This is a genomic window from Lacicoccus qingdaonensis, from assembly GCF_900101075.1.
In the GTDB taxonomy this organism is placed as follows: Bacteria; Bacillota; Bacilli; order Staphylococcales; family Salinicoccaceae; genus Lacicoccus; species Lacicoccus qingdaonensis.
Window position 1 is genome coordinate 28,550 of record NZ_FNFY01000003.1, and the last position, 21,555, is coordinate 50,104.

Annotated in this window: 23 protein-coding genes; 11 read left to right on the forward strand and 12 right to left on the reverse strand. The window is 42.6% G+C overall.

Going from position 1 to position 21,555, the window contains the following annotated elements; genetic code table 11:
* Window positions 1-14 precede the first annotated feature (14 nt).
* On the reverse strand, window positions 15-701 hold the full coding sequence (locus BLR15_RS02555) for a helical membrane plugin domain-containing protein (protein WP_092984393.1): 687 nt from the start codon (window positions 699-701) through the stop codon (window positions 15-17).
* The gene (gene fdhF, locus BLR15_RS02560; RefSeq protein WP_092984711.1) at window positions 701-3,664 is read right to left on the reverse strand and encodes a formate dehydrogenase subunit alpha; all 2,964 of its coding nucleotides are present in this window, start codon (window positions 3,662-3,664) and stop codon (window positions 701-703) included. Before fdhF ends, BLR15_RS02555 begins: the two co-directional genes overlap by 1 nt.
* Before the next feature lie 349 nt (window positions 3,665-4,013).
* Here fdhF and BLR15_RS02565 point away from each other — a divergent pair, with 349 nt between their 5' ends.
* From BLR15_RS02565 to BLR15_RS02585, 5 genes are all read left to right on the forward strand, one after another.
* Window positions 4,014-4,970 (forward strand): ABC transporter ATP-binding protein, encoded by a 957-nt coding sequence (locus tag BLR15_RS02565; protein ID WP_092984395.1) that lies wholly within the window; start codon window positions 4,014-4,016, stop codon window positions 4,968-4,970.
* Window positions 4,967-6,487 (forward strand): ABC transporter permease/substrate-binding protein, encoded by a 1,521-nt coding sequence (locus BLR15_RS02570; protein WP_092984397.1) that lies wholly within the window; start codon window positions 4,967-4,969, stop codon window positions 6,485-6,487. Before BLR15_RS02565 ends, BLR15_RS02570 begins: the two co-directional genes overlap by 4 nt.
* 126 nt (window positions 6,488-6,613) lie before the next feature.
* Window positions 6,614-7,003 carry a GntR family transcriptional regulator gene (locus tag BLR15_RS02575; RefSeq protein WP_092984399.1) on the forward strand — a complete coding sequence of 130 codons (390 nt, stop codon included), beginning with the start codon at window positions 6,614-6,616 and terminating at the stop codon, window positions 7,001-7,003.
* Window positions 6,984-7,847: an ATP-binding cassette domain-containing protein gene (locus BLR15_RS02580; RefSeq protein WP_245696510.1), complete on the forward strand. Its 864-nt coding sequence runs from the start codon at window positions 6,984-6,986 to the stop codon at window positions 7,845-7,847. Before BLR15_RS02575 ends, BLR15_RS02580 begins: the two co-directional genes overlap by 20 nt.
* Before the next feature lie 19 nt (window positions 7,848-7,866).
* Complete coding sequence (locus BLR15_RS02585; protein ID WP_092984403.1) at window positions 7,867-8,535, forward strand: hypothetical protein; 669 nt, start codon at window positions 7,867-7,869, stop codon at window positions 8,533-8,535.
* A gap of 39 nt (window positions 8,536-8,574) precedes the next feature.
* On the opposite strand, the gene BLR15_RS02590 is transcribed toward BLR15_RS02585, so the two are convergent.
* The 6 genes from BLR15_RS02590 to BLR15_RS02615 all read right to left on the reverse strand — a co-directional run bounded on the left by BLR15_RS02590 (window position 8,575) and on the right by BLR15_RS02615 (window position 13,267).
* Window positions 8,575-9,210: an FMN-binding negative transcriptional regulator gene (locus tag BLR15_RS02590; protein ID WP_407927511.1), complete on the reverse strand. Its 636-nt coding sequence runs from the start codon at window positions 9,208-9,210 to the stop codon at window positions 8,575-8,577.
* 11 nt (window positions 9,211-9,221) lie between these two features.
* Window positions 9,222-9,710, reverse strand: coding sequence for a CHAP domain-containing protein (locus BLR15_RS02595; protein ID WP_092984407.1), 489 nt, complete (start codon window positions 9,708-9,710; stop codon window positions 9,222-9,224).
* A 75-nt stretch (window positions 9,711-9,785) separates the two neighbouring features.
* Window positions 9,786-10,340 carry a DUF4256 domain-containing protein gene (locus tag BLR15_RS02600; RefSeq protein ID WP_092984409.1) on the reverse strand — a complete coding sequence of 185 codons (555 nt, stop codon included), beginning with the start codon at window positions 10,338-10,340 and terminating at the stop codon, window positions 9,786-9,788.
* Between the two features lie 80 nt (window positions 10,341-10,420).
* Window positions 10,421-12,043: a BCCT family transporter gene (locus tag BLR15_RS02605; protein ID WP_092984411.1), complete on the reverse strand. Its 1,623-nt coding sequence runs from the start codon at window positions 12,041-12,043 to the stop codon at window positions 10,421-10,423.
* A 189-nt stretch (window positions 12,044-12,232) separates the two neighbouring features.
* Entirely contained in the window at window positions 12,233-12,883 is a 651-nt protein-coding gene (locus BLR15_RS02610) for a Crp/Fnr family transcriptional regulator (protein WP_092984413.1), read from the reverse strand.
* Window positions 12,884-13,048: 165 nt separating this feature from the next.
* Window positions 13,049-13,267: a heavy-metal-associated domain-containing protein gene (locus tag BLR15_RS02615; protein WP_092984415.1), complete on the reverse strand. Its 219-nt coding sequence runs from the start codon at window positions 13,265-13,267 to the stop codon at window positions 13,049-13,051.
* 137 nt (window positions 13,268-13,404) lie between these two features.
* Between BLR15_RS02615 and BLR15_RS02620 the strand changes: the two genes are divergently transcribed.
* Window positions 13,405-14,340, forward strand: a complete 936-nt coding sequence (locus BLR15_RS02620) for a CorA family divalent cation transporter (protein ID WP_092984417.1) — start codon at window positions 13,405-13,407, stop codon at window positions 14,338-14,340.
* Window positions 14,341-14,421: 81 nt separating this feature from the next.
* On the opposite strand, the gene BLR15_RS02625 is transcribed toward BLR15_RS02620, so the two are convergent.
* Window positions 14,422-15,693: an amidohydrolase gene (locus BLR15_RS02625; protein WP_092984419.1), complete on the reverse strand. Its 1,272-nt coding sequence runs from the start codon at window positions 15,691-15,693 to the stop codon at window positions 14,422-14,424.
* A gap of 121 nt (window positions 15,694-15,814) precedes the next feature.
* On the opposite strand from BLR15_RS02625, the gene BLR15_RS02630 reads away from it, so the two are divergent.
* Window positions 15,815-16,372: a sugar O-acetyltransferase gene (locus BLR15_RS02630; protein ID WP_092984421.1), complete on the forward strand. Its 558-nt coding sequence runs from the start codon at window positions 15,815-15,817 to the stop codon at window positions 16,370-16,372.
* A 413-nt stretch (window positions 16,373-16,785) separates the two neighbouring features.
* Here the strand turns inward: BLR15_RS02630 and dhaM are convergent, their stop codons facing one another.
* Genes dhaM through dhaK form a run of 3 tightly spaced genes read right to left on the reverse strand, consistent with a single transcriptional unit; the run spans window position 16,786 to window position 18,703 of the window.
* The gene (gene dhaM, locus BLR15_RS02635) at window positions 16,786-17,148 is read right to left on the reverse strand and encodes a dihydroxyacetone kinase phosphoryl donor subunit DhaM (protein WP_092984423.1); all 363 of its coding nucleotides are present in this window, start codon (window positions 17,146-17,148) and stop codon (window positions 16,786-16,788) included.
* Window positions 17,149-17,151: 3 nt separating this feature from the next.
* Window positions 17,152-17,730 carry a dihydroxyacetone kinase subunit DhaL gene (gene dhaL / locus BLR15_RS02640; RefSeq protein WP_092984425.1) on the reverse strand — a complete coding sequence of 193 codons (579 nt, stop codon included), beginning with the start codon at window positions 17,728-17,730 and terminating at the stop codon, window positions 17,152-17,154.
* Between the two features lie 10 nt (window positions 17,731-17,740).
* On the reverse strand, window positions 17,741-18,703 hold the full coding sequence (dhaK, locus tag BLR15_RS02645) for a dihydroxyacetone kinase subunit DhaK (RefSeq protein WP_092984427.1): 963 nt from the start codon (window positions 18,701-18,703) through the stop codon (window positions 17,741-17,743).
* A 168-nt stretch (window positions 18,704-18,871) separates the two neighbouring features.
* Between dhaK and BLR15_RS02650 the strand changes: the two genes are divergently transcribed.
* From BLR15_RS02650 to BLR15_RS02665, 4 genes are all read left to right on the forward strand, one after another.
* Entirely contained in the window at window positions 18,872-19,687 is an 816-nt protein-coding gene (locus tag BLR15_RS02650; protein WP_092984429.1) for a metallophosphoesterase, read from the forward strand.
* A gap of 21 nt (window positions 19,688-19,708) precedes the next feature.
* The gene (locus BLR15_RS02655) at window positions 19,709-20,077 is read left to right on the forward strand and encodes an iron chaperone (protein WP_092984431.1); all 369 of its coding nucleotides are present in this window, start codon (window positions 19,709-19,711) and stop codon (window positions 20,075-20,077) included.
* A 50-nt stretch (window positions 20,078-20,127) separates the two neighbouring features.
* Window positions 20,128-20,700 carry a thymidine kinase gene (locus BLR15_RS02660; protein WP_092984433.1) on the forward strand — a complete coding sequence of 191 codons (573 nt, stop codon included), beginning with the start codon at window positions 20,128-20,130 and terminating at the stop codon, window positions 20,698-20,700.
* A 177-nt stretch (window positions 20,701-20,877) separates the two neighbouring features.
* Complete coding sequence (locus BLR15_RS02665) at window positions 20,878-21,552, forward strand: response regulator transcription factor (RefSeq protein WP_092984435.1); 675 nt, start codon at window positions 20,878-20,880, stop codon at window positions 21,550-21,552.
* Window positions 21,553-21,555: the final 3 nt, after the last annotated feature.

The following is a 21,555-nucleotide window of genomic DNA, read 5'->3' on the forward strand; positions in this document are numbered from 1 at the left end:
TTCTTTTACTGGCTTTAATAATAACTTTTCTTTTTTGAAAATATAAGCGGGATGGCTATTGCTGCAGCACCGGCGACACCTGTACCGGCGGCCAGGACAGCAGCCTTGCCAAGAGAGCCTGTTTTTTTATCATAGACTTTTGAATCATCTTTGGACAGTTCATAGCCTTCAGCCCGATCACTCATCGTCGAAATGGAATCCTCAACTTTGTATTTCTTTTTTAGATCATCTGTATTTGCACCGAATCCTTTGACAAACTGTGTCAGAACATTCGAGCCTTCAATGAACTGTGGGTCCATTAAAACTTTGAACAGACCGAACCATCCACTGCCTCTGTTTCTATATTCGTATTCTGAGGCGATTTCTATGCTGTTGTTGACCTTTAAAATAACAGGTTCCAGTTCATCCATATTGATTTTGCCCAGCATCTGGGTCATCAATAGTGCGTTTTTAATGGATTTACTGGCACTGGAAGATTCTACTGCGGTCAAAAGGCGGTAAAGTATACTATCACTTTCAGCGAGACCGCCTTTCACCATATTGAGCACTTCATGATCTTCGAGTTTGTTTAATATATCAAAAAGTTTTTCAAGCAGCTCCTGATTCTCAACGAGCAGTTTCTCAAGTTCCTTTAAATCACGTTCATGCTGGACTTCAGGGTCGACTTTCATTTTATGAATGACTTTCGTTTCTTTTGCCATTATTTTCTCGACCTTCTTTCCTTAACGATATCACCAGGGAAGATATAATCTTTACGTGCCCATTTCTGTTCAACACCGACACCGATCTGTGGCTGCGGGTTGCCATATCTGTGATTGATTTTCGGTAAAGGACTCTCACCTTTTTTCTCGAGCACTTCGATTTTTGCGGATACTTCCTTATATGCCGGTGTATCTGTATCTTTATCTGCATATGAACTTGTCAGATAGTTTATCGCGCCTTCACCCGCATCGTTCATCGGCAGGTATACCTGCTTTCCGTAAACACGGTCAGTGACGACAGCTTTAAGTTTCACACTACCGTATGGTGAGGTGAGCCTGACCATCGAGCCATCTTCTATGCCGCGGTCTTCTGCCAGTTCATGGGATACTTCCAAAAAGACTTCGGGTGTCTTTCTGGTGATTGCTTCAGATTTGTAAGTCATATTGCCTTCGTGGAAATGCTCCAGTAGACGTCCGTTATTTACATGAATATCATATTCATCATCGAATTCAAGCGGTTCTGTCCAGTCTACCGGATAGAAGCGCGCTCTGCCGTCAGGGAACGGGAATTCTTCGGTAAAGAGCAGCGGAGAATCTGTTCCGTCTGCATCCACCGGCCACTGCAGGCTGTCATAGCCTTCCAGGCGGTCATAGCTTACACCTGCAAATAATGGCGTCAGTGAGGCCGCTTCATCCATGATTTCGCTTGGGTGTTCGTAATCCCATCCTGCATCAAGACGGTTGGCAATTTCCATGATGATCTGCCAGTCCGGCTTTGTACCTTCCAGAGGTTCGAAAACTTTGTACAGGCGCTGGAATCTGCGCTCCGTATTGACGAATGTACCGTCTTTTTCGAAGCTCGGGCTTGCAGGCAGTACGATATCTGCGAATTCACAAGTTTTAGAGAAGAAGATATCCTGTACTACGAAAAATTCAAGCTTCTCAAATGCTGCCTGCACGTAGTTGATGTTTGAGTCGACAATGCCCATGTCTTCACCTTTCAGGTAAAGCATGTCCAGATTGCCTTCATGGATATAATCAACCATTTCGTGGTTGTTCAAGCCGGGTACTTTTGGCAGCTCAGTGCCCCATCCTTCTTCAAAACGCTCTCTGACTTCCTCGTCAGTTACGAACTGGTAACCAGGGAAACGGTCCGGCATACTGCCGAAGTCACTTGCGCCCTGAACGTTGTTATGGCCGCGCAGCGGATAAGCGCCGGCACCTGGCTTCATATAGTTGCCTGTCGCAAGCAGCAGATTTGAAATGGCTGTACTTGTGTCACTGCCGCCCTGTTTCTGGGTGACGCCCATCGCCCATAAAATACAAGTCGTTTCAGCTTTATGAATCGATTCGGCAATTTCAACCAGTTTTTCTTTGGAAATGCCTGTCATTTCAGCAGCATAGTCCATAGTATATTTTTCCAGTGTTTGATAATACTCATCAAAATCATTGACATGATCGGTGATGAATTTATCATCATGCCATCCCTGGTCGATGATATATTTTGTGACAGCTGACAGCCAGATCAAGTCTGTTGTAGGGTTCGGCTGCACGAAAAGGTCTGCTCTGTCTGCGAGTTCGTTTTTACGCAGGTCACTGACAATCACTTTTTGTCCGTTCAATTTTTGGGCACGTTTAACCCTTGTCGCAAGCACAGGGTGTGATTCTGCTGTGTTGGAGCCTATGGAGATGACCAGCTCGGACATGCCGATATCTGTGATGCTTCCTGAGTCACCGCCGTGTCCGACCGTTCTCCACAGCCCCATCGTTGCAGGTGACTGACAATATCTTGAACAGTTGTCCACGTTATTGGTGCCCACTACACCGCGTGCAAGTTTCTGCATCAGATAAGATTCTTCATTTGTACATTTTGATGAAGAGATGAATGCCAGTTTATCCGGTCCTTTTTCTTTAATTTTATCCTTGAACTTGGATTCTATAATATCCAGTGCCTCTTCCCATGTGGATTCCACGAAGCTGTCTCCTTTACGGATGAGGGGTTTGGTCAGCCTTTCCTCACTGTTGACAAAGTCCCACCCGAATTTACCTTTGACACATGTTGAGACACCGTTTGCAGGTGCTTCTTCCTGAGGTTCGATCTTTAATATTTCACGGCCTTTCGTCCATACATCGAATGAACAGCCGACACCACAGTAAGTACATACCGTTTTTGTCTTTTCTATGCGGTCTTCTCTCATTTCAGCTTCAACATCGGAAACGACCATCAATGAATTGTATCCTGTTTCCACTTCTTTCGTTACGTTGACTGCCGGTCTGAATGAATCTTTGAGCATACCTGTCAAATAGCCCGCTTCACCTTCCATACCGACTTCCATCATCGCGTTACACGGGCAGACAGTTGCGCAGTGTCCGCAGTTTACACATGAAGAATCATCGATCGTCGTATCGTTATCCCATATCACTTTCGGTCGTTCCAGCGTCCAGTCGATCAATAATGTTTCATTGACCTGGAGATCCTGGCAGGCTTCTACACATCTGCCGCACAGGATGCACTGGTCCGGATCATAACGGTAAAAATCATTTCGCTGAATTTCATGGCCTTTTGCTGTATGCGGTGATTCCTGATGATCAATGCGCATTTCTTTAACTGTATTATGTATTTCACAGTTGCCATTGTTAAAGTCACATACTGTACAATACAGCTCGTGATTCCCCATCACTCTGTCCATTGCAATCAATTGTGCTTCGTGAACCTCGCTGCCGACTGTTTCAACAACATCTCCATCATTCAGTTCAGTTGAACATGAACGCACAAACTCGCCGTTTACTTTAACAATACAAGTATCACATGTTTCCAGCGCACCAAGGCTCGGATGGTAACATAAACTCGGAATGTCTATATCTTTGGATTCAAGATACTTCAGCAGACTGCCGTGCCTAGGGGCGGTAAAATTCATGCCGTTCAGCTTGATGTCCACTGTCTCTGTTCTTACTTCCGTCATATATAAGCTCCTTCCATACAGTTTGATATACTCATTCCCATGCAGGATGACATCAAAACATTTTTTGACTATTTTGACAATTATATTGAATAACAAAAACTGTGTGTTAGCCAGAATCGCTTCTACACAGTTTTTGAATTTTATAATCATTAACCACAGTCATATCCAGTATAGGAAGTTTACAGCGATAAGCCTATTGGTGAATTCCCTACGTTTTCTTCTGATTTTACAGTATATGAAAGATGCATCTATGATATGAATGCCGATTTGAGTATAATAAAGGAAAATACTGTTTGAAAAAGACAATTTAAGAGAATAGGTAAGAGAATCAGGCAAAGGAGGCTTTATTTTGATTGAATTTAAAAATGTCTCAAAAAAGTACGGAGATAATCCGGCAGTTAAGGATATCAATTTCAAAGTGGAAGAAGGAGAATTTTTCGTCATCATCGGTCCGTCGGGGTGCGGAAAAACCACGACATTGAAGATGATTAACCGGCTGATTCCTCTGACTACAGGCTACATATACTTCAAGGAAAAACCGGTCAGTGATTTTCCGCTGTATGAAATGCGCTGGGATATCGGGTATGTCCTGCAGCAGATTGCCCTGTTCCCGCATATGACAATCAAGGAGAATATTGCACAGGTGCCAGAGATGAAAAAATGGTCGGATAAAGACATAGATGCACGCGTGGACGAGCTTCTGGAGATGGTCGGCCTTGCACCTGAAGAATACCGCAGCCGTATTCCAAGTGAGCTGTCAGGCGGCGAGAAGCAGCGTGTCGGGGTCGTACGTGCGCTGGCAGCAGACCCTCCGGTAATATTGATGGATGAGCCATTCAGCGCACTGGATCCTATCAGCAGGGAAAAACTGCAGGATGATCTCTTGGAGCTGCAGAAGAAAATTAAAAAGACAATTGTTTTTGTAACACATGACATACAGGAAGCGTTGAAAATGGGTGACCGTATCTGTCTGCTCAATGCGGGCAGTGTGGAACAGATTGGCACACCGGAAGAGTTTCTGTCTGAACCTAAAAATGATTTTGTCAAAGACTTCATCGGTGATATTGACAGCCACATGCTGAAACAGTCCACTGCTGGAGATATTGTCAGGAATGCCCCTGAAATTGCCGAAGGAGATGAAGATGGTCTGCCTGAAGTAATTCATGAAGCGGATATGTACCAGTTATTCAAATATTTCAGTGAACACGAAAAGCTGGTTATTGTTGATGAAAAACGACGTAAGTTATTGAAGCGTGAGGATATGTTCAAGTATTTATCCAACGATGAGGGCGGTGATCATCTGTGAGCAGTCTGTTAAGTACATTGGAGTCGAGAAGCGGTGATCTGTTCACAGCATTGATAGAGCATATCCAGCTCTCATTCATCGCTCTGTTGATCGCAGTGATTATAGGCGTGCCGCTCGGCATACTATTGACAAAAACGAAGAAAATCTCAGAAATAGTGATAAATATCGCTGCCGTAATGCAGACGATTCCTTCACTTGCCCTGCTCGGTCTGATGATTCCGCTGTTTGGTATCGGTACGGTGCCGGCAATCATCGCACTGGTCATTTACGCCCTGCTTCCTATTTTAAGGAACACTTATACGGGAATTGATGAAGTTGATGAGTCGCTTGTGGAAGCGGCAGAAGGCATCGGTATGAAACCGGGACGCCGATTATTTAAAGTCGAGCTGCCGCTTGCGATGCCGGTCATTATGGCCGGTATCAGAACTGCAATGGTACTGATCATCGGTACGGCGACACTTGCCGCTTTGATCGGTGCGGGGGGTCTTGGTGATCTGATTTTACTCGGTATCGACAGAAATAACATGTCTCTCATCATTATAGGTGCAATACCGGCAGCGTTGCTTGCCATATTCTTTGATATCGTGCTCCGCATACTTCAGCGTCTGTCGTACAGGAAGATGCTGATTACACTGGGCTCCATTCTTTTGGTATTACTTCTTATAGCAGTTGCACCGCTGGTCTCGGGACGTGGAGAGAGCATTACGATTGCAGGTAAGCTTGGTGCAGAGCCGTCCATAATAACGAATATGTATAAAATACTTATTGAAGAAGAAACTGATTACATGGTTGATGTTGAAGACGGCCTTGGTAAAACGACTTTCCTTTTCAATGCACTGCAGTCCGACGATATTGACGGCTACCTGGAGTTTACAGGGACTGTACTTGGTGAGCTTACACAGGAAGAGCTCGAATCCAAAGAAGAAGAAGATGTATATGAGCAGGCAAAATCGAGTCTTGAAGAGGAGTATGATATGACATTGCTGGAACCGATGGCGTTCAACAACACTTATACTCTGGCAGTTAAAGAAGACTTTGCCGAAGAGCATGGACTGGAACAGGTGAGTGACCTCGAAAATATTCAGGACGATATCAGTGCCGGGTTCACATTGGAATTCAATGATCGTGAAGAAGATGGCTACCCTGCCATACAGCGTGAATACGATATTGAGTTCGGTGAAGTCAGCACTATGGAACCTGCATTGAGATATCAGGCGATTGAAGCGGGGGATATCAATCTTCTGGATGCCTACTCCACGGATGCAGAACTGGAACAGTTTGATATGGTGGCGCTTGAGGACGATCAGAATGTATTTCCGCCATATAACGGCGCACCGATGTTCAAGCAGTCATTCCTCGAAGAACACCCTGAAATTGCCGAACCTCTAAATAAACTGGCCGGACAAATCACAGATGAAGAGATGCAGCAGATGAACTATCAGGTCAGTGCAGAGGATGCGGATCCGTATGAAATCGCAGAAGAATACCTGCTCGAAGCGGGATTAATAGAAGAATAGAATTATGATAGAACCCTTCATATAGTGAAGGGTTTTATTTTTTTAAAAATATATGTTTACAAATTCCACATTAAGGTATATAGTTATATACATATGTATATAACTATAGTTCGAGGAGGGAATACTTTGAATGGAAAATTAAATGAGAAGAAACCGATTTTTGAACAGATCAAAGATTGGATCAGTGACCAGATTATAGACGAGACGCTTGTCGATGACGATAAAATCCCTTCAACCAATGAAATTGTAGAATTTTTTAAAGTGAACCACCTTACAGTAGCCAAAGGTGTCAATCAGCTTGTTGACCAGGGCGTAATCTATAAGAAGAGAGGTGTCGGCATGTTTGTAGCTGAAGATGCGAGGAATACACTGCTGAAGGAACGTAAACATCAATTCAAGGATGAATATGTGAAACCGATGATAGAAGAAATGTCAAAACTCGGCCTGACGGAAAAAGATTTGAATCAGCTGATAGAAATTGTAAAGGAGGATGACCATGGTAAACGTAGAATTTAAAAATGTGGACTTGAATATAAAGAAGGATGAAATTTTAAGAGGGATCAATTTAAAGTTTGAACCCGGCCGGATATACGGGCTGCTTGGCAGAAATGGTGCAGGGAAGACGACACTGCTTTCATTGATTGCAACATACAGAAAAGTGACGAGAGGTGTTTTGACGGTCGATGGGCAGGATCCGTATGAAAATGAAAATATCATGCCGCTGGTCGACTTTCTGCACCAGGAGGACTACAGTGAGGAATCAGAGACGGTGGAGGACTATCTGGGGATGGCTGAAAGATACAAGCCGTCATTTGATATGGATTATGCGCTGACACTTCTGGACGAGTACAAGATCGATCTTAAGAAGAAAATGATGGAGTTATCACAGGGACAGCAGGCTGCGGTGGATGCCTCGATGGGACTCGCAACAATGTCGCCGGTCGTTTTGTTCGATGAGGTGACGAACGGCATGGATGCACCGTCACGCGAGAAATTCTATCACCAGGTGCTCAATGCCAAAAACAGGGAAAACAGGGTGATTGTGCTCTCTACGCATATCGTCTCTGAAATGGATTATCTGTTTGATGAAGTTGTGGTCATCCATCACGGGAAAGTGCTGGTCGATGAACCTGTGGATGAGTTTCTTGGCAGAGGGTATCAGGTTACAGGCAATGCAGAAGACATTGATGAATTTACAAAGGATAAAGAAGTTGTGAATTCAAGAACACTGGGACCGACGAAAGCGGTATCCATACTCGGTGTACCGTCAAGTGAAGATGAGAAAGTATTCGACAGCGGAAAACTGTCATATTCAGCGATGAGATTACAGGACCTGTTTATAAATATGACGGAAGATTAAAATGGAAAGGAGAACAATTATGAATAATAATAAAGTTAAAAACGGAACAATGGATTTATCCGTAATCAGTGTCTTTGGTGCATTTTGGTATATTCCGATTTTCACCGTAATATATATAACGCTGTTCCTGATATTCGGGGCCGAAGAAATGGACAACATGTCTTATTTTTCAATGGGAGCAAACTCAAATAGAATATTTATGCTTGTGATGGGCATCATTATTGGCAGCTCTTTTATAAAATGGGCGATTGGTCTCGGGATGACACGGAAGCAGTTCTATAAGGCAAATATGTACTCGGGTGCTATCTTGGCAGTGGCCTTGACAATAACGATGATCATCATCAGCCTGTTTATCGGATTGTTGCCGTTCGCTGGTACGGAGCATATAAATCAGCCGCTTGAAATGCACCCTGCGATGAATTTGTTGACAATCACATTGCTGGTTTACCTTGCGTATCTGGCAGGAACACTGATCGGAGCCGGTTTTTACAGAAATGGCTGGTTCGGCACATTGGGCATCATCATCACTATACTTTGCAGTTTTATACCTGAAGCCTTGGACCCCTTAATAGTGAATTTCTCTGGGCTTGCCTCAGGCACGGGTGTACTCATGACCGTAGTTGTCCTGATCGCCGCACTTGTTGTTGTGAACTATTACTTTATGAAGGATATCGTAATAAAAATATGATGAATGGAAAAAGCAGGAGAATCAGTGATTTTCCTGCTTTTATTTTTCGTCTCTTATTCTTTTCATTTCCCGGGAAATCTCTTGGTCGTCACCCATGTTTCTCTCTTCGAGCGATGCTATGACATTGTGATAATCGGTTTCATTCCTGTTCTGACTCATCTTATATGCAGCCTGGACTTCCTTAACTTTGACTTTGAAGCCGGCAATTCCCCTGATCTGTTTTCGGGTATCATCACTTATATTATCCCACGTCGCACCTTCAGGATCATGTCCTTCATACTTATCAAGAAGGTTGATAAGGTCTCTTTCAAGCTCATCTTCACTCAATAGGGAACAGGAACCGTACAGATGGACGGATTCGTAGTTCCAGGTCGGGACGTTTTCCCCTTCGTACCACGTTGAGGAAATGTAGGCATCCGGACCCTTGAATATGAGCAGCGTATTCTCATGACCGTCAAAAGTCTGCCACTGTCCATTGCCTTTGGAAATATGTCCTGTCAGTGTCCATTCACCATTTTCTTCGTTCAGCATCATCGGGGTATGTGTAGCCACAGGCCTGTTATTATCAGTAGTTATAATCGTGCCAAAATCATTATTGATGATAAAATCTTTAATTTCATCCAGATCATCGACTTTAAAGTGCTTGGGAATATACAAGTTAATCTGCTCCTTCATATTTGACTGAATTATTCCAGGGTATCTTTGGGGCGTGGATTGTCCTCAGGATGTATAAAATTATAATCGGTGATGTTTTCTGCTTCTATTGTTCGGTCAGTGATTTCGTGAGGTTCATAAAAATTCATTTCGGTAATTTCAATGGAACCATCACTGCCAACATCTGTTACATATGCGACATGACCGATTTCCCCTCTTGAAGTCTGGAGGATGGCACCACTTTCCGGTTCCTGATTGACTGAATAGCCGTCGGCTTCAGCCCGTTCAGCCCAGTGTTCGGCATCTCCCCAGCTGTTCTCGATCATATTCAAATCATTCTTTACCAGGTCAAAGACGTAATAAGTGCATTCGCCTTCGTCATATGAGTTATTCGCCATGGGATCCGGCAGAATCACATACTTTATATCTTCAATCAGACCACCCTCCGACAGGCTGTCGGCGTAAAACAGACCACCTGCGCCAATCAGAAGAATGCCCAATGTTATAAAAAATTTTTTCATATTTCACCCGTTCATCATATATTATCTTGTTTACATCACATTCATTGTATCAAGATATGATAAAAATAAAACACATTAAACTTTCAGCTTTCCTCTGAATCCGCGTGCTGCATAGTACGATTCAGCACCGTTATGATAAGTGAAGACAGTACTGTAGCGGTAATCACAGAACAATGCACCGCCGAGTGCTCTGATATCCTCCGGTGTTTCTATCCAGGACGACGTTTTCTTATCGAATGTGCCCAGTGTCTGAAGATATTTATAATCTGATTCGTTCAGCAATTCAATTCCCATCTTTTCAGCAGTTGCCTTTACCGAACTTTCGGGTTTATGCTTCTTTCTGGAATCAAGCGCTGCCTGGTCATAGCACAGGCTCCGTCGGCCTTTGGGGGTTTCAGCCGAACAATCCATGAAGATGAAGGAACCATCTTCTGTTTTTATGACATCGGGTTCACCGCCAGTCAGTTCCATTTCGTTGAGCGACCATAATTTCTCGGGATGCGCGGTCAGTTCTGTCTGCACTTCTTGCCAGTTTATTTCCTGATGACGCTCTGGATACTCATCAAATCTTGTTTTCAGAGTCTTTAACAATTCGTTTTCTATATCCCCTGCCAATTTTTTCTCAGTCATTTTCATCCCGCTTTCTTTATTTTACTTTAATTTTAATATAAAAAAGGCCAGTACACCAATATGTACCGGCCACAGGTAAATTAAATACCCGGTGGATCTTCTTTTGCTCTCTTCTTGTAATCTTCAAGTTCTTCTTCGTGCTCTTCTATAGAGCCTTTGACGTAGTTTTCATAACGTCTCTTATTCGGACTGATGGTCAGCTCGAAGTATTTCCGTTCGGCGTTGGCATCTTTATAGAATGATATGACCATCAGTATGACGACTATACTGAACGGCAGTGCCGAAATGATAGCTGCAGACTGCAGGGCGTTCAGACCTGTTTCCCCACCTGCCAGTAACAGGACGAAAGCGATGGCTGAAAGGGAAACGCCCCATACCACTTTGATCATACTGGACGGTGTAAGCGAGCCGAATGATGTCTGCATGCCGATCACAAATGTTGCCGAGTCGGCAGATGTAATGAAAAATGACGATACGAGCAACATCGCAATCAGTGATAAGAGCAGCCCCATAGGAAGTTCGTCAAATACGCCGAACAGCTGTGTTTCAGCTGGCAATTCAAATATTTCCGGCACACTCTGACCGACTGAAACGCCTGTCATGCCGAAGGTACTGAACCATATGATACCGATCAAGGTCGGTACGAACAGTACAGCCATGATGAATTCCCGGATAGTCCGGCCGCGAGACACACGGGCGATGAAAATGCCGACAAACGGACTCCAGCTCATCCACCAGCCCCAGTAGTATACTGTCCACGTGCTCATCCAATCGCTTTTTTGTTCGTTGAGCGGCGCAACATCAAAGCTCTGTGTCAGGAAAGTGCCGAGATACTGTCCTGTACCTGCAGTCATCATATTCAAAATCAATATGGTCGGACCGACAACCAGAATCACGATAAAGAGCATGGCAGCCAAAATCATGTTCAGGTTGCTCAAGTACTGGATGCCTTTACTCAGGCCGGACCAGGCACTAATTAAAAACAGTACGGTGACAACAGCAATGATGATTCCCTGAACGAATGTATTCACAGGGATGTCGAATAAGTAATTCAAACCACCGTTGATCTGCATTGCGCCGATTCCAAGGGAGACAGCAACACCAATTACGGTGGCGAATACTGCCATGACGTCGACCACGATACCAAGAAGACCGTCTACTTTGTCGCCGAATAATGGGCGGAGCACTTTTGACAGCAGTCCGACTTCGCCTTTTCTGAATTGTGAGTATGCAAGTGCGAGCGCTACGACCCCGTACATTGCCCATGCATGGAAGCCGTAATGTAAAAATGTAGATCTCATGGATTCAAGCAGTGCTTCACGTGTTTCAGGCTCCGCACTCGGCGGCACAACATAGTGGGACATGGGTTCTGAAGCACCGTAGAAGACGAGCCCGATACCCATACCTGCACTGAACAACATTGCCAGCCATGAAACAGTATGGAATTCCGGTTTTTCATCCGGTTTTCCCAATTTTAATTTGCCGATCGGGCTGAGTAATAAAAACACACAGAAAAACACAAGCAATGTAGTCAAAATCATGTAATACCAGCCGAAATAATCAGTTATCCAGCCTGAAATTGAACTGGAAATCTCACCAAAACTATCTGGGAATAATGCACCTAATAAAACAACGATCCCGATGACGATTACTCCATAAACAAATACTTTTGATAATTTTCCATTCGTTTTGTTGTTTTCCAAAAGTTTTCCTCCTCTGATTTGAATTATGTTGTGCACAAATCATTTAAAATGACAATAACGTTACTGATACTATCAATGATCACTTAAACTATCAACCATATTATTGACATAATTCCCTATGTCACGATTAATACTTGTAAAACTGCAAAATAAAAACACACCCTGCATATGAGTGTGTTTAAGAAATTTTTATAAATCTGTAATTTCATAAGTCTTATTATCAATCTTTCTGATCTTCCCATCGTCCTCCATTTTTTTGAAGTTCCGGGTCAGAGTTTCCGGCTGCATGCTTAAATACGATGCCAGATTTTTCTTGGTCATATTTAAATTTAAAATACCCTTTTCAGTGTGTGTCCTGATATATTCCTGAAGTCTTTCGCCGCTGCTGAGCAATGAGATGTTTGTGGTCAGTGATTCTGATTCATTGAGACGCTCTGCGAAACTTTCTATAATTTTGATGCTGATATTGGGGTACTTCTGCATAAGATCATAAATGTCCTGACGGTTGATTGTACATACCTGCGCATCTTCCATAACCTCGGCATAGGATTCATGAGTGTTATCTTCGTTAAAGAGTGAAGTCTCCCCTGTGAAATCAGCATGGCCAAGCACTCTGACAAGCTGTTCCCTGCCTTCCGGGTTGAGCCGGTATATCCGTACTTTGCCCGCGTGCAGTACTGACAGAGATTCGTTCTGATCTCCCGCCATATACAGATAATCACCCTTGTTCAAGTGCTTATGATTTATTTTGCTGAATACTTCCTGCAGTTCATCATCATTCAGATGACTGAATATAGGAACTTTGCTCACACAGAGCTGGTGACCCTGCAGTTTTACCATATATTATCCTCCTTCACGAAATTCATTTCGGAAATCTTTTGTACGAGATTGTATATATCAATGTCCATTATACCGGCAGCATAGATAAAATGAAGAAAACAGCACTCAAATGTTGGAGTGCTGTTTAGGGCGAACCGGTTTTTAATCGATGGTTCATAAATTGGATTAAGCTGATGTGTTAACTGATTTAACAGGGTAACCCAGTTTCTCAACAGTGTTTTTTAAAGACTCCCCTGTTACTGTATCATCATGTTCAACGGTGACTTTGTTTAAGTTGAATTTTACATTGACTCCTGTAACCCCTTCTGTTTTTCCGATACCTGTTTCAATCTTTTTGATACAGCTTGGACATGTTAAATCGTCTGTTCTCAAATTTGTTTTCATATACTGAAAGCCCTCCTGATTTCTTTATTATCTTAATTGTAAGGCATTTTCATTCATAAAAAATTGACGCAGGTCAAGAAAAGATAAGAAAGTGTTTTATCGTGGTATTTGGGTATTAGAATTAAGAGGTGATTAGGATGAGCCTGTCGATACAGTATATATCTAAAAATAATGAGATTGAGAAAGTGGAAAATAAAGAGCAGGTGCCGGAACATGCGGCCTTTATCTGGTACGACTACGACAGCTTTGATGATAAGGAACAGCTGAAGAGGAACCATGATCTGGACGATATCAGACTTGAAGATGAAGCTATAAAAACATACAGGCCGGCTTATTATAAAAGTGATGATTATCAGCTGTTGATTTGTCATGTCATCAATCGGGAAACGCTTGAGGCACACGCTGTAAATGTATGTGTCATGCAGGATGTCATCATTACATTCCATAATGGTGTACTCGAGCAATTCATAAATATAGAGGAAATCATCAAAGATAGAAATGATGATCTGGAAATTGATATTGCACTTCACATCTTATTGAACACGATAGACCAGTATTTCGATATCGTGCATGAAATAGAAGATGAAGTCATCCTATTTGAAGAAAAGCACGCGGATGACAAGAAAGGGAGGGATATTACATCTGAAATTTTTAATATGAAAAAGAAGGTCTTCAGAGTCAAACGTGTCATCATTCCAATGGAAGAACTGGTGGAGAAGTTTAAAGAACAGGATGACGTATTGGACAGTAAAAGAAGTGAATATATTTTGAATAAGGTCAATGCGAAAATCGACCGGCAAAAGCTGATCATCCAATTCTCCGAAGAAATGATTGATGAAATCAAGGATAATTATATGTCATATAATACATATCGAATGAACAGAATCATCAATGTATTGACCATCATCTCGGCAATATTTTTGCCGCTGACATTAATAACTGGAATATACGGAATGAACTTTGACAATATGCCCGAGCTCAACTGGGATTTCGGTTATTTTATGGCCTTGGGGATCATGCTGATCATCAGTGTCTCCATGCTGGCATTCTTTAAAAGTAAAAAGTGGATGTAGTTTGAAGCTTTATTAATAGCTGTCATGCTGAATGATGGCAATGATAAAACTCTTTCGGGACTTTTCCCGAAAGAGTTTTTATTACTCGTGAGTCAATGCTTTTGCGCTGTCGAATAGTACTTGGACAGAGGTCATCAGACTGTCCTCATGTGTATCAAATCTTTCATTATGATGACCGGCGGCAAGCTCGGTGCCGAAGACGCAGTATGTTGCATAACCGCCCCGCTTTTGTACTGTATCGATAAAATAAGTTGCATCTTCGGACCCGGCGGCGGAATTATCCTCAAGAATGCTTGTCAGTCCGATGTTATCGGCACTCTCCTTAAGTATTTCTGCAAGTTCTGGAGAGCCTTTCGCCTCTATCGCCTCACCAACGAGATCAATTTCATAATCCACCTGGTGCATCAAAGCTGCGCCTTTTATAATCTCTTCTGCATAATTTTTCATATATTCGTTGAGCACTGTCGTTTCGCCGCGCAGCTCCATTTTCAGCTCGGCTGTATCAGGAATGATATTTCTGCCGCTGCCGGAATGCAGTTCCCCGACGTTGATACGCGTGGCACCGTCTGCATGTCTTGGAATCGAATGCAGATTGGAAACCGCCGCAGCTGCAGCAAGCATCGCATTTTTACCTTCTTCGGGATGGCCGCCGGCATGAGAAGAGTCGCCCGTAAACTTGACATCGAGTTTGGAAGAAGCCAGGAAGCCGTTGTTTGATGCGACGAAATGATTGAAATGCACACCGAGGCCTATGTGTGATGCAATGAAGTAATCGACATCATCCACCACACCGGCATCAACCATCGACTTTGCTCCGCGTGCACCCTCTTCTGCGGGCTGAAAGATCAATTTTATCCTGCCGCGTATATTTTCTTTGTTCTCACTGATCAGTCTGGCGAGACCGAGACCGACAGCGGTATGGACATCGTGACCGCAGGCATGCATATTGTTGTTGGATGACCGGAATCCTTCCTGGTTCGGCAGATGATCATCACTCTCACTTTCGTAAATGGGCAATGCGTCCATATCTACTCTGTACGCAACCGTAGGCCCTGGTGTGTTGGAGTCAAGGACACCCACCACTGCTGTAAAGCCATCTTCGAAGTGGGGAATGTATTTTTCAATTGCCCCGTTAGCCCGTGCCCATTCGATATGTGAACGCGTATCATCTGCACCCGGCTTACCCATGCAGGAAGTGGGTTCCATGACTTCTTTGCCTAAAAGAAGATCGAACCCCAGTTTTTCCAGAGTATCAGCGACAATGGATGCTGTTCTCATTTCCAAAAATCCCAGTTCGGGATATTTGTGAAAATCTCTGCGCCAATCAATCAGTTGATTTTGAAGCTGTTCCATCATTTCACCCCTATATATGATATTTGTACTTATATTAAAGTATATCATTTACTTTTTATATTTGAGACTGTTGGCCGATAATATTAAAATGTAGCACAAAGAGAGTTTGGAGGATCTGACTATGAATGAAAAAGATAAAATGCTTTCCAATGAATGGTACGATGCGAATTATGATGAAAACTTATTGAAAGAACGGATGAAAGCGCAGAATCTATGCCATGATTTCAATCAGACCAAACCGAGTGATGAGAAGCGGAGGCAGGAAATACTCGTTGAACTCCTCGGATATATTCCTAAAAATGCAGAGGTAGCCAGTCCGTTCATGACGGATTACGGTTATAACGTAAAGCTCGGTGATAATGTTTTTATCAATATAAATAATTATTTTATGGACGGTGCAGAGATCACTTTAGGCAGCAATGTCTTTGTCGGCCCGTCATGCGGCTTCTATACGGCAAGCCACCCTCTGGCCGCTGAAGAGCGGAATAAAGGGCTTGAAAAAGCGTCTCCAATATATATTGGAAGTAATGTATGGCTGGGCGGTAACGTAAGTGTAATGCCGGGCGTTACAATTGGGGAAGGAACGGTTATAGGTGCGGGAAGTGTCGTTACAAAAGATATACCAGACAATGTTTTGGCAGCAGGTGTGCCATGTAAAGTTATCAGGACAATAGACTAAAAGCGGCATCCGGGGATGGTCAGTCTCCGGATGCCTTTTATCATGATATTTGAATGAACACACTTAACATCAGAGCTAACCAGCTTATGGCTGCAAAAATAATAAAGAAAATACTCCACTTTGATATTCGTTTATTATCATTACGATCTTTTCGAATCCTGCTTATAAAAGGGATAATGAAAAAGATGAATACCAGAGTTCCGAGTATTGCTCTTAAAAATCATATTATCACCTTCCTGTCTGCTGTAGGCACTGTATCCATCATACAGCCTATCAAAGTGATATATCCAGAAAGCCGTTTTTAAAGGCGGATAAGACTAAGGGTGATGAAATAACGCCGTGCGTTACAAATTAATGATGACGGGCGTTATTTTAATTTAATAAATTTCTTAAAAGCTGACAGTGACAGTGTTTTACTTGACCATCTCACTTAGCTTATCCATAATGTTATCGATATCAGTGCCGATACTTATTTCGACGGCCGCTAAAAAACTGCCTTCGACAACTGGTGCATTGGCAATATGGATGTTATGATCTCCTTCGTACATCTCAACGGCCATCTCAAGGTTCATCAGACTGGAACCTATATCAAAAAAGCAGATTGTATCACTTTTCACTTCGGACAACATATGGTCAATCTGGCCGATATTAGTACCGATACCGCCGTTCACACCACCTGAGGCATGGACTGTGACGCCCTCAGCCATCTGTTCAATAAGTGCTTTGGTGCCTGATGCTATATCCTCACTGTGGCTGATGATCAATATTTCTGTCATACTTTACTCCTCCTCTAAATCAAAAGCGTTTAAAATATAAACTGCACTCTGTGCGCCTGGATCGATCGTCCCTTTGGACTTTTCTTTAAAATAAGCTGCACGCCCTTTGGTTGCAATCATATCTTCAGTGTCATCAGCAAGTTTTTGAAGATCTTCGAGCTTGAGTCTCCCACTCTCTTCAAGAACCTTTTCAGCATTTGATATGACATCGTACATCGTCTTTTCCCCGCCGGTCACTTTACCTTTTGAACTGACCGTCTGGGCGAATACATCAATGAGCTGCTTTAAATTTTCAGCATCGATTTCATCCTTGGCGACTTCACTCATCTTAACAAAGCTGAAACCGTACAGCGGTCCGCTGGCTCCGCCTATGGAACTCATAAGGGTCATGCCGGTCTGTTTGAGTATATCCTCAGTACTGCCTTCTGCGACCTTATCTTTGACAGCATTAAATCCGCGTTTCATATTGACACCGTGGTCACCGTCGCCTATTTCACGGTCAAGTGCAGTCAGTTCGGATTCTTTCTCAACAAAGACTTCCTGTAAATTGTGCAGTGCATGCAAAAGTTTAGTATTATCCATAATTGCCTCCTTAAAAATGTGTGGACTCAGTCGGGGCATTGAGTGCGCTGACTATGTGATCATCATGGCTCAGGACAGTGAGTGAAAAACCCTGCATATCCAGAGCTGTCATATAATCTCCGACAAACAGCTTAGTCACTCTGATGCCTTTATCTTCCATTGCCTCGATAACATTTTTTGTAACGATGTATAATTCGCTCAAAGGAGTGGCACCCATGCCGTTAATCATCAGAATCAGATTTTTATTGTCGTTATATTTGAAGAGCTCGTTTAAAAGCCTGTCGGTAATTTTATCCACCGTCTCAGCCTTTTGACGGTAAATACCTTTTTCGCCATGTATTCCAATACCGATCTCCATCTCATCATCCCCCAGGTCAAATCCATATTCACCGGTTGTCGGAACCATGCATGGATGAAGTGCCATACCGATGGAGAATAAGGAAGTCATCATTTTTTCCACTTCACCTTTGATTTGAGGCAGGCTTTGTTTTTTATCTGACAAATACCCTGCATATTTATGGACGAGTACCGTCCCTGCCACACCTCTGCGCATTTCAGGATTTTCTATGGAAATATCGTCGCTTACTACGACGGTTTCAACCTTATGACCGGCTGCTTCGGCCATCTCTTTGGCCATATCAAAGTTCATGACATCCCCTGCGTAATTTTTAACGATGAGAAGTACCCCATCGCCATTATCTACATGCTTTATGGCATCCAGTACTTTGTCAGGTGTCGGTGAGGTGAACACTTCACCGCATACGGCAGCATCCAGCATTCCTTCTGCCACATATCCTGCATGCGCCGGTTCATGTCCGCTGCCGCCGCCTGATACCAGGGCCACGCCGGACTCTTTTCTATGTTTCCTTACAACAACGCTGCCCTCGATGATTTCTATTTTCGGATCACTGTACTTTAATCCGGACAGCATATCACTTACAAATTGTTCACGTTCATTAATAAGTTTTTTCATATTAAACTCCCCCTCGTAATAATATTATACTCGTTACTTAATTTGATTAAAAATAAAATGAGCAGGAAAAAGCGGTCCGGTGATAAAAAGTAAACATTGGACAAATGATATATAAAGTTGGAAAATGAGATTACAGAATGGTGAGTTTAAGAAGATGGAGTTTTGAAAATGAGAATAGGCATTATTTCTGATTTACACATCGACCGCTACAATAACAGTGTGGAAAATATTCACCTGTATGAAGACGCCCTGGTTGAGGAAATACAAAACAGGCAAATTGATATGTTACTGATTGCCGGAGATATTTCAAACAGCTATGAACTGACCATGGATTTCATACATACAATTTCAAAGGAAAGCGGTATTGAAATTAAATTCGTTCCGGGAAACCATGATTTATGGCAGTCTGATCTGACAAAAAATACTGAAGAAATATTGCAGCGTTATGCCGACCAGTCCGAATGTCTGGTAAGGCAGCCGTATATCATCAACGATGATTGGGCAATAGTCGGCCATACGGGCTGGTATGACTACAGCTACGCCTCCGGCCGCTTCTCTTATGAGCGTCTGTCCAGACGGGCGTATTACGGCGGTACATGGCAAGACAAGGAGCATGTCGACTGGAGTTACAGCGATGATATAATGTCGAAAAATTTTGCGGATGATGTAAGGGATGACCTGGCAGGACTGGAAGGCAGAAAAATCATATTGGTAACGCATATCGTTACGAACACGAACTTCAGAGTCCCCATGCCGCACCGCTTGTTTGATTATTATAACGCCTTCATAGGCACCAGTGATTTTGATGAGATATATGATGATTACGACATACGTTACAGTATTATGGGTCATGTACATTTTAGGCATTCACTGACAGAAGGCAGTATCACATACATTTGTCCATGCCTCGGATACAAACGGGAATGGAGAACGGATGATATACGGACTGAAATGGGAAATTCAATGTATGTCATTGAAATATGAAAAATATAAGGGAGAATTGAAATGAAAACGTTCCAGGATTATATTGAAACGATTGATGATATGACGCATCGCAGACAATTCGAAGAAGTTATAGAATGGATCAACAAAAACTATCCGGATCTTGACCGGGTCATCAAATGGAATTCACCGATGTATACGATGGATGACACTTTCATTCTGGGAATCGACAGTGCAAAAAAGCATATGTCAATTTCGCCGGAAGGAAAAACGATGGGTATCTTTAAAGAAGAGGTTGAACAGGCGGGTTATTCACAGACAAACGGATTGTTCAGAATCAAATACTCAGAGACGGTTGATTACGATCTGCTTAAAAAGATGATAGACTATAACGTTGAAGATAAGAAGGGTTATGAGAAATTCTGGCGATGATATGACCCGGGAAACAATCACCTTTGTATAACCAATGAAAGGATTAAACTATGGCAAAGTTATATTATCGTTTTGGAACAATGCAGAGCAATAAGAGCAACCAGATCATTACTACACACTATCAATATACGACCCAGGGGAAAAAGTGCCTTGCCTACTCGACCCCCGTCGATACAAGAAGCGGGTTTAAAAAGATTGAATCCCGCATCGGTCTGAATCTGGATGCAGAGTATGTGACAGATAAAATCTTCGAGCAGGTTGAAGCGCAGCACAAAAAAGAGAAAATCTATGCAGTGCTGGTCGATGAAGCTCAGTTTTTAAAGAAGTCCGAGGTACATCATCTGAGTGATATTGCCGACAAGCTGGATATACCGGTCATCGCTTTCGGTTTGAAGACGGATTTCCGTAACCAGCTGTTCGAAGGCAGCAAAGCCCTGCTGGAATTGGCAGATGCCATCGATGAATTGAAGACGGTCTGCCAGTACTGCAATAAAAAAGCGACATTGAATATGAGAATGCTTGATGGCAAACCTGTAAATGTCGGGGAAACGATACAGATCGGCGATGAGGAGTATGTGCCCGTCTGCCGTAAATGTTATAAAAAACATTTGGATTTAGTGTGATGAGGCAGGTTCATGTGAATTCTTTGGAGTTCATATGAACTTTTTTTAATGTATAATTACTTTAAGAATAACTTTTAATGATATTTTAAGAAATCTCTAATACTATTCAAAAGGTTCATGTCTAAAATTAAGATTATTACTTAGTATGGATGAAGCCATCTCTTAGGAGGAAAATTTATGCAAAAGATTTTAATCGTTGAAGATGATGAAAAGATTGCCCGTGTGATTCAACTTGAATTGGAATTTGAATCCTATGAGGTCAGTAATGCATATACAGGTAAGGAAGCACTCGATAAATATGAAGAAGACTTTGATTTGATATTGCTGGACGTAATGATACCTGAACTGAACGGTCTGGAAGTTCTGCGGAGAATCAGACAGAAAGATGAAGCCGTCCGTATCATTATGCTTACCGCACGGGACGCGGTCATGGATAAAGTCGGCGGCCTGGATTCAGGTGCGAATGACTATATGACAAAACCGTTCGAGATTGAAGAACTTCTGGCAAGAATCCGTGCACAGCTGAAACAAAGTGAAGTCATTCAAAATTCAAAACAGGAAGAGATGACAATTAAAAATATTAAGGTGCTGCCCTCTTCAAGGGAAGTCTTTATAGGTGGTGAAGACGTGTATCTTACACAAAAAGAATATGATTTGTTCTTTTATTTACTGTCGAATAAAAACCAGGTGCTGTCGAGAGAACAGATTATAGAATCAGTATGGGGATATGACTATTTCGGAGATACCAACACCGTTGATGTATATGTAAGATATTTACGTAAAAAAATAGACCAGAACTCTCCTTCTGTTATTTCCAGTGTCAGAGGCATCGGTTATATGATAAAGGATTAACGG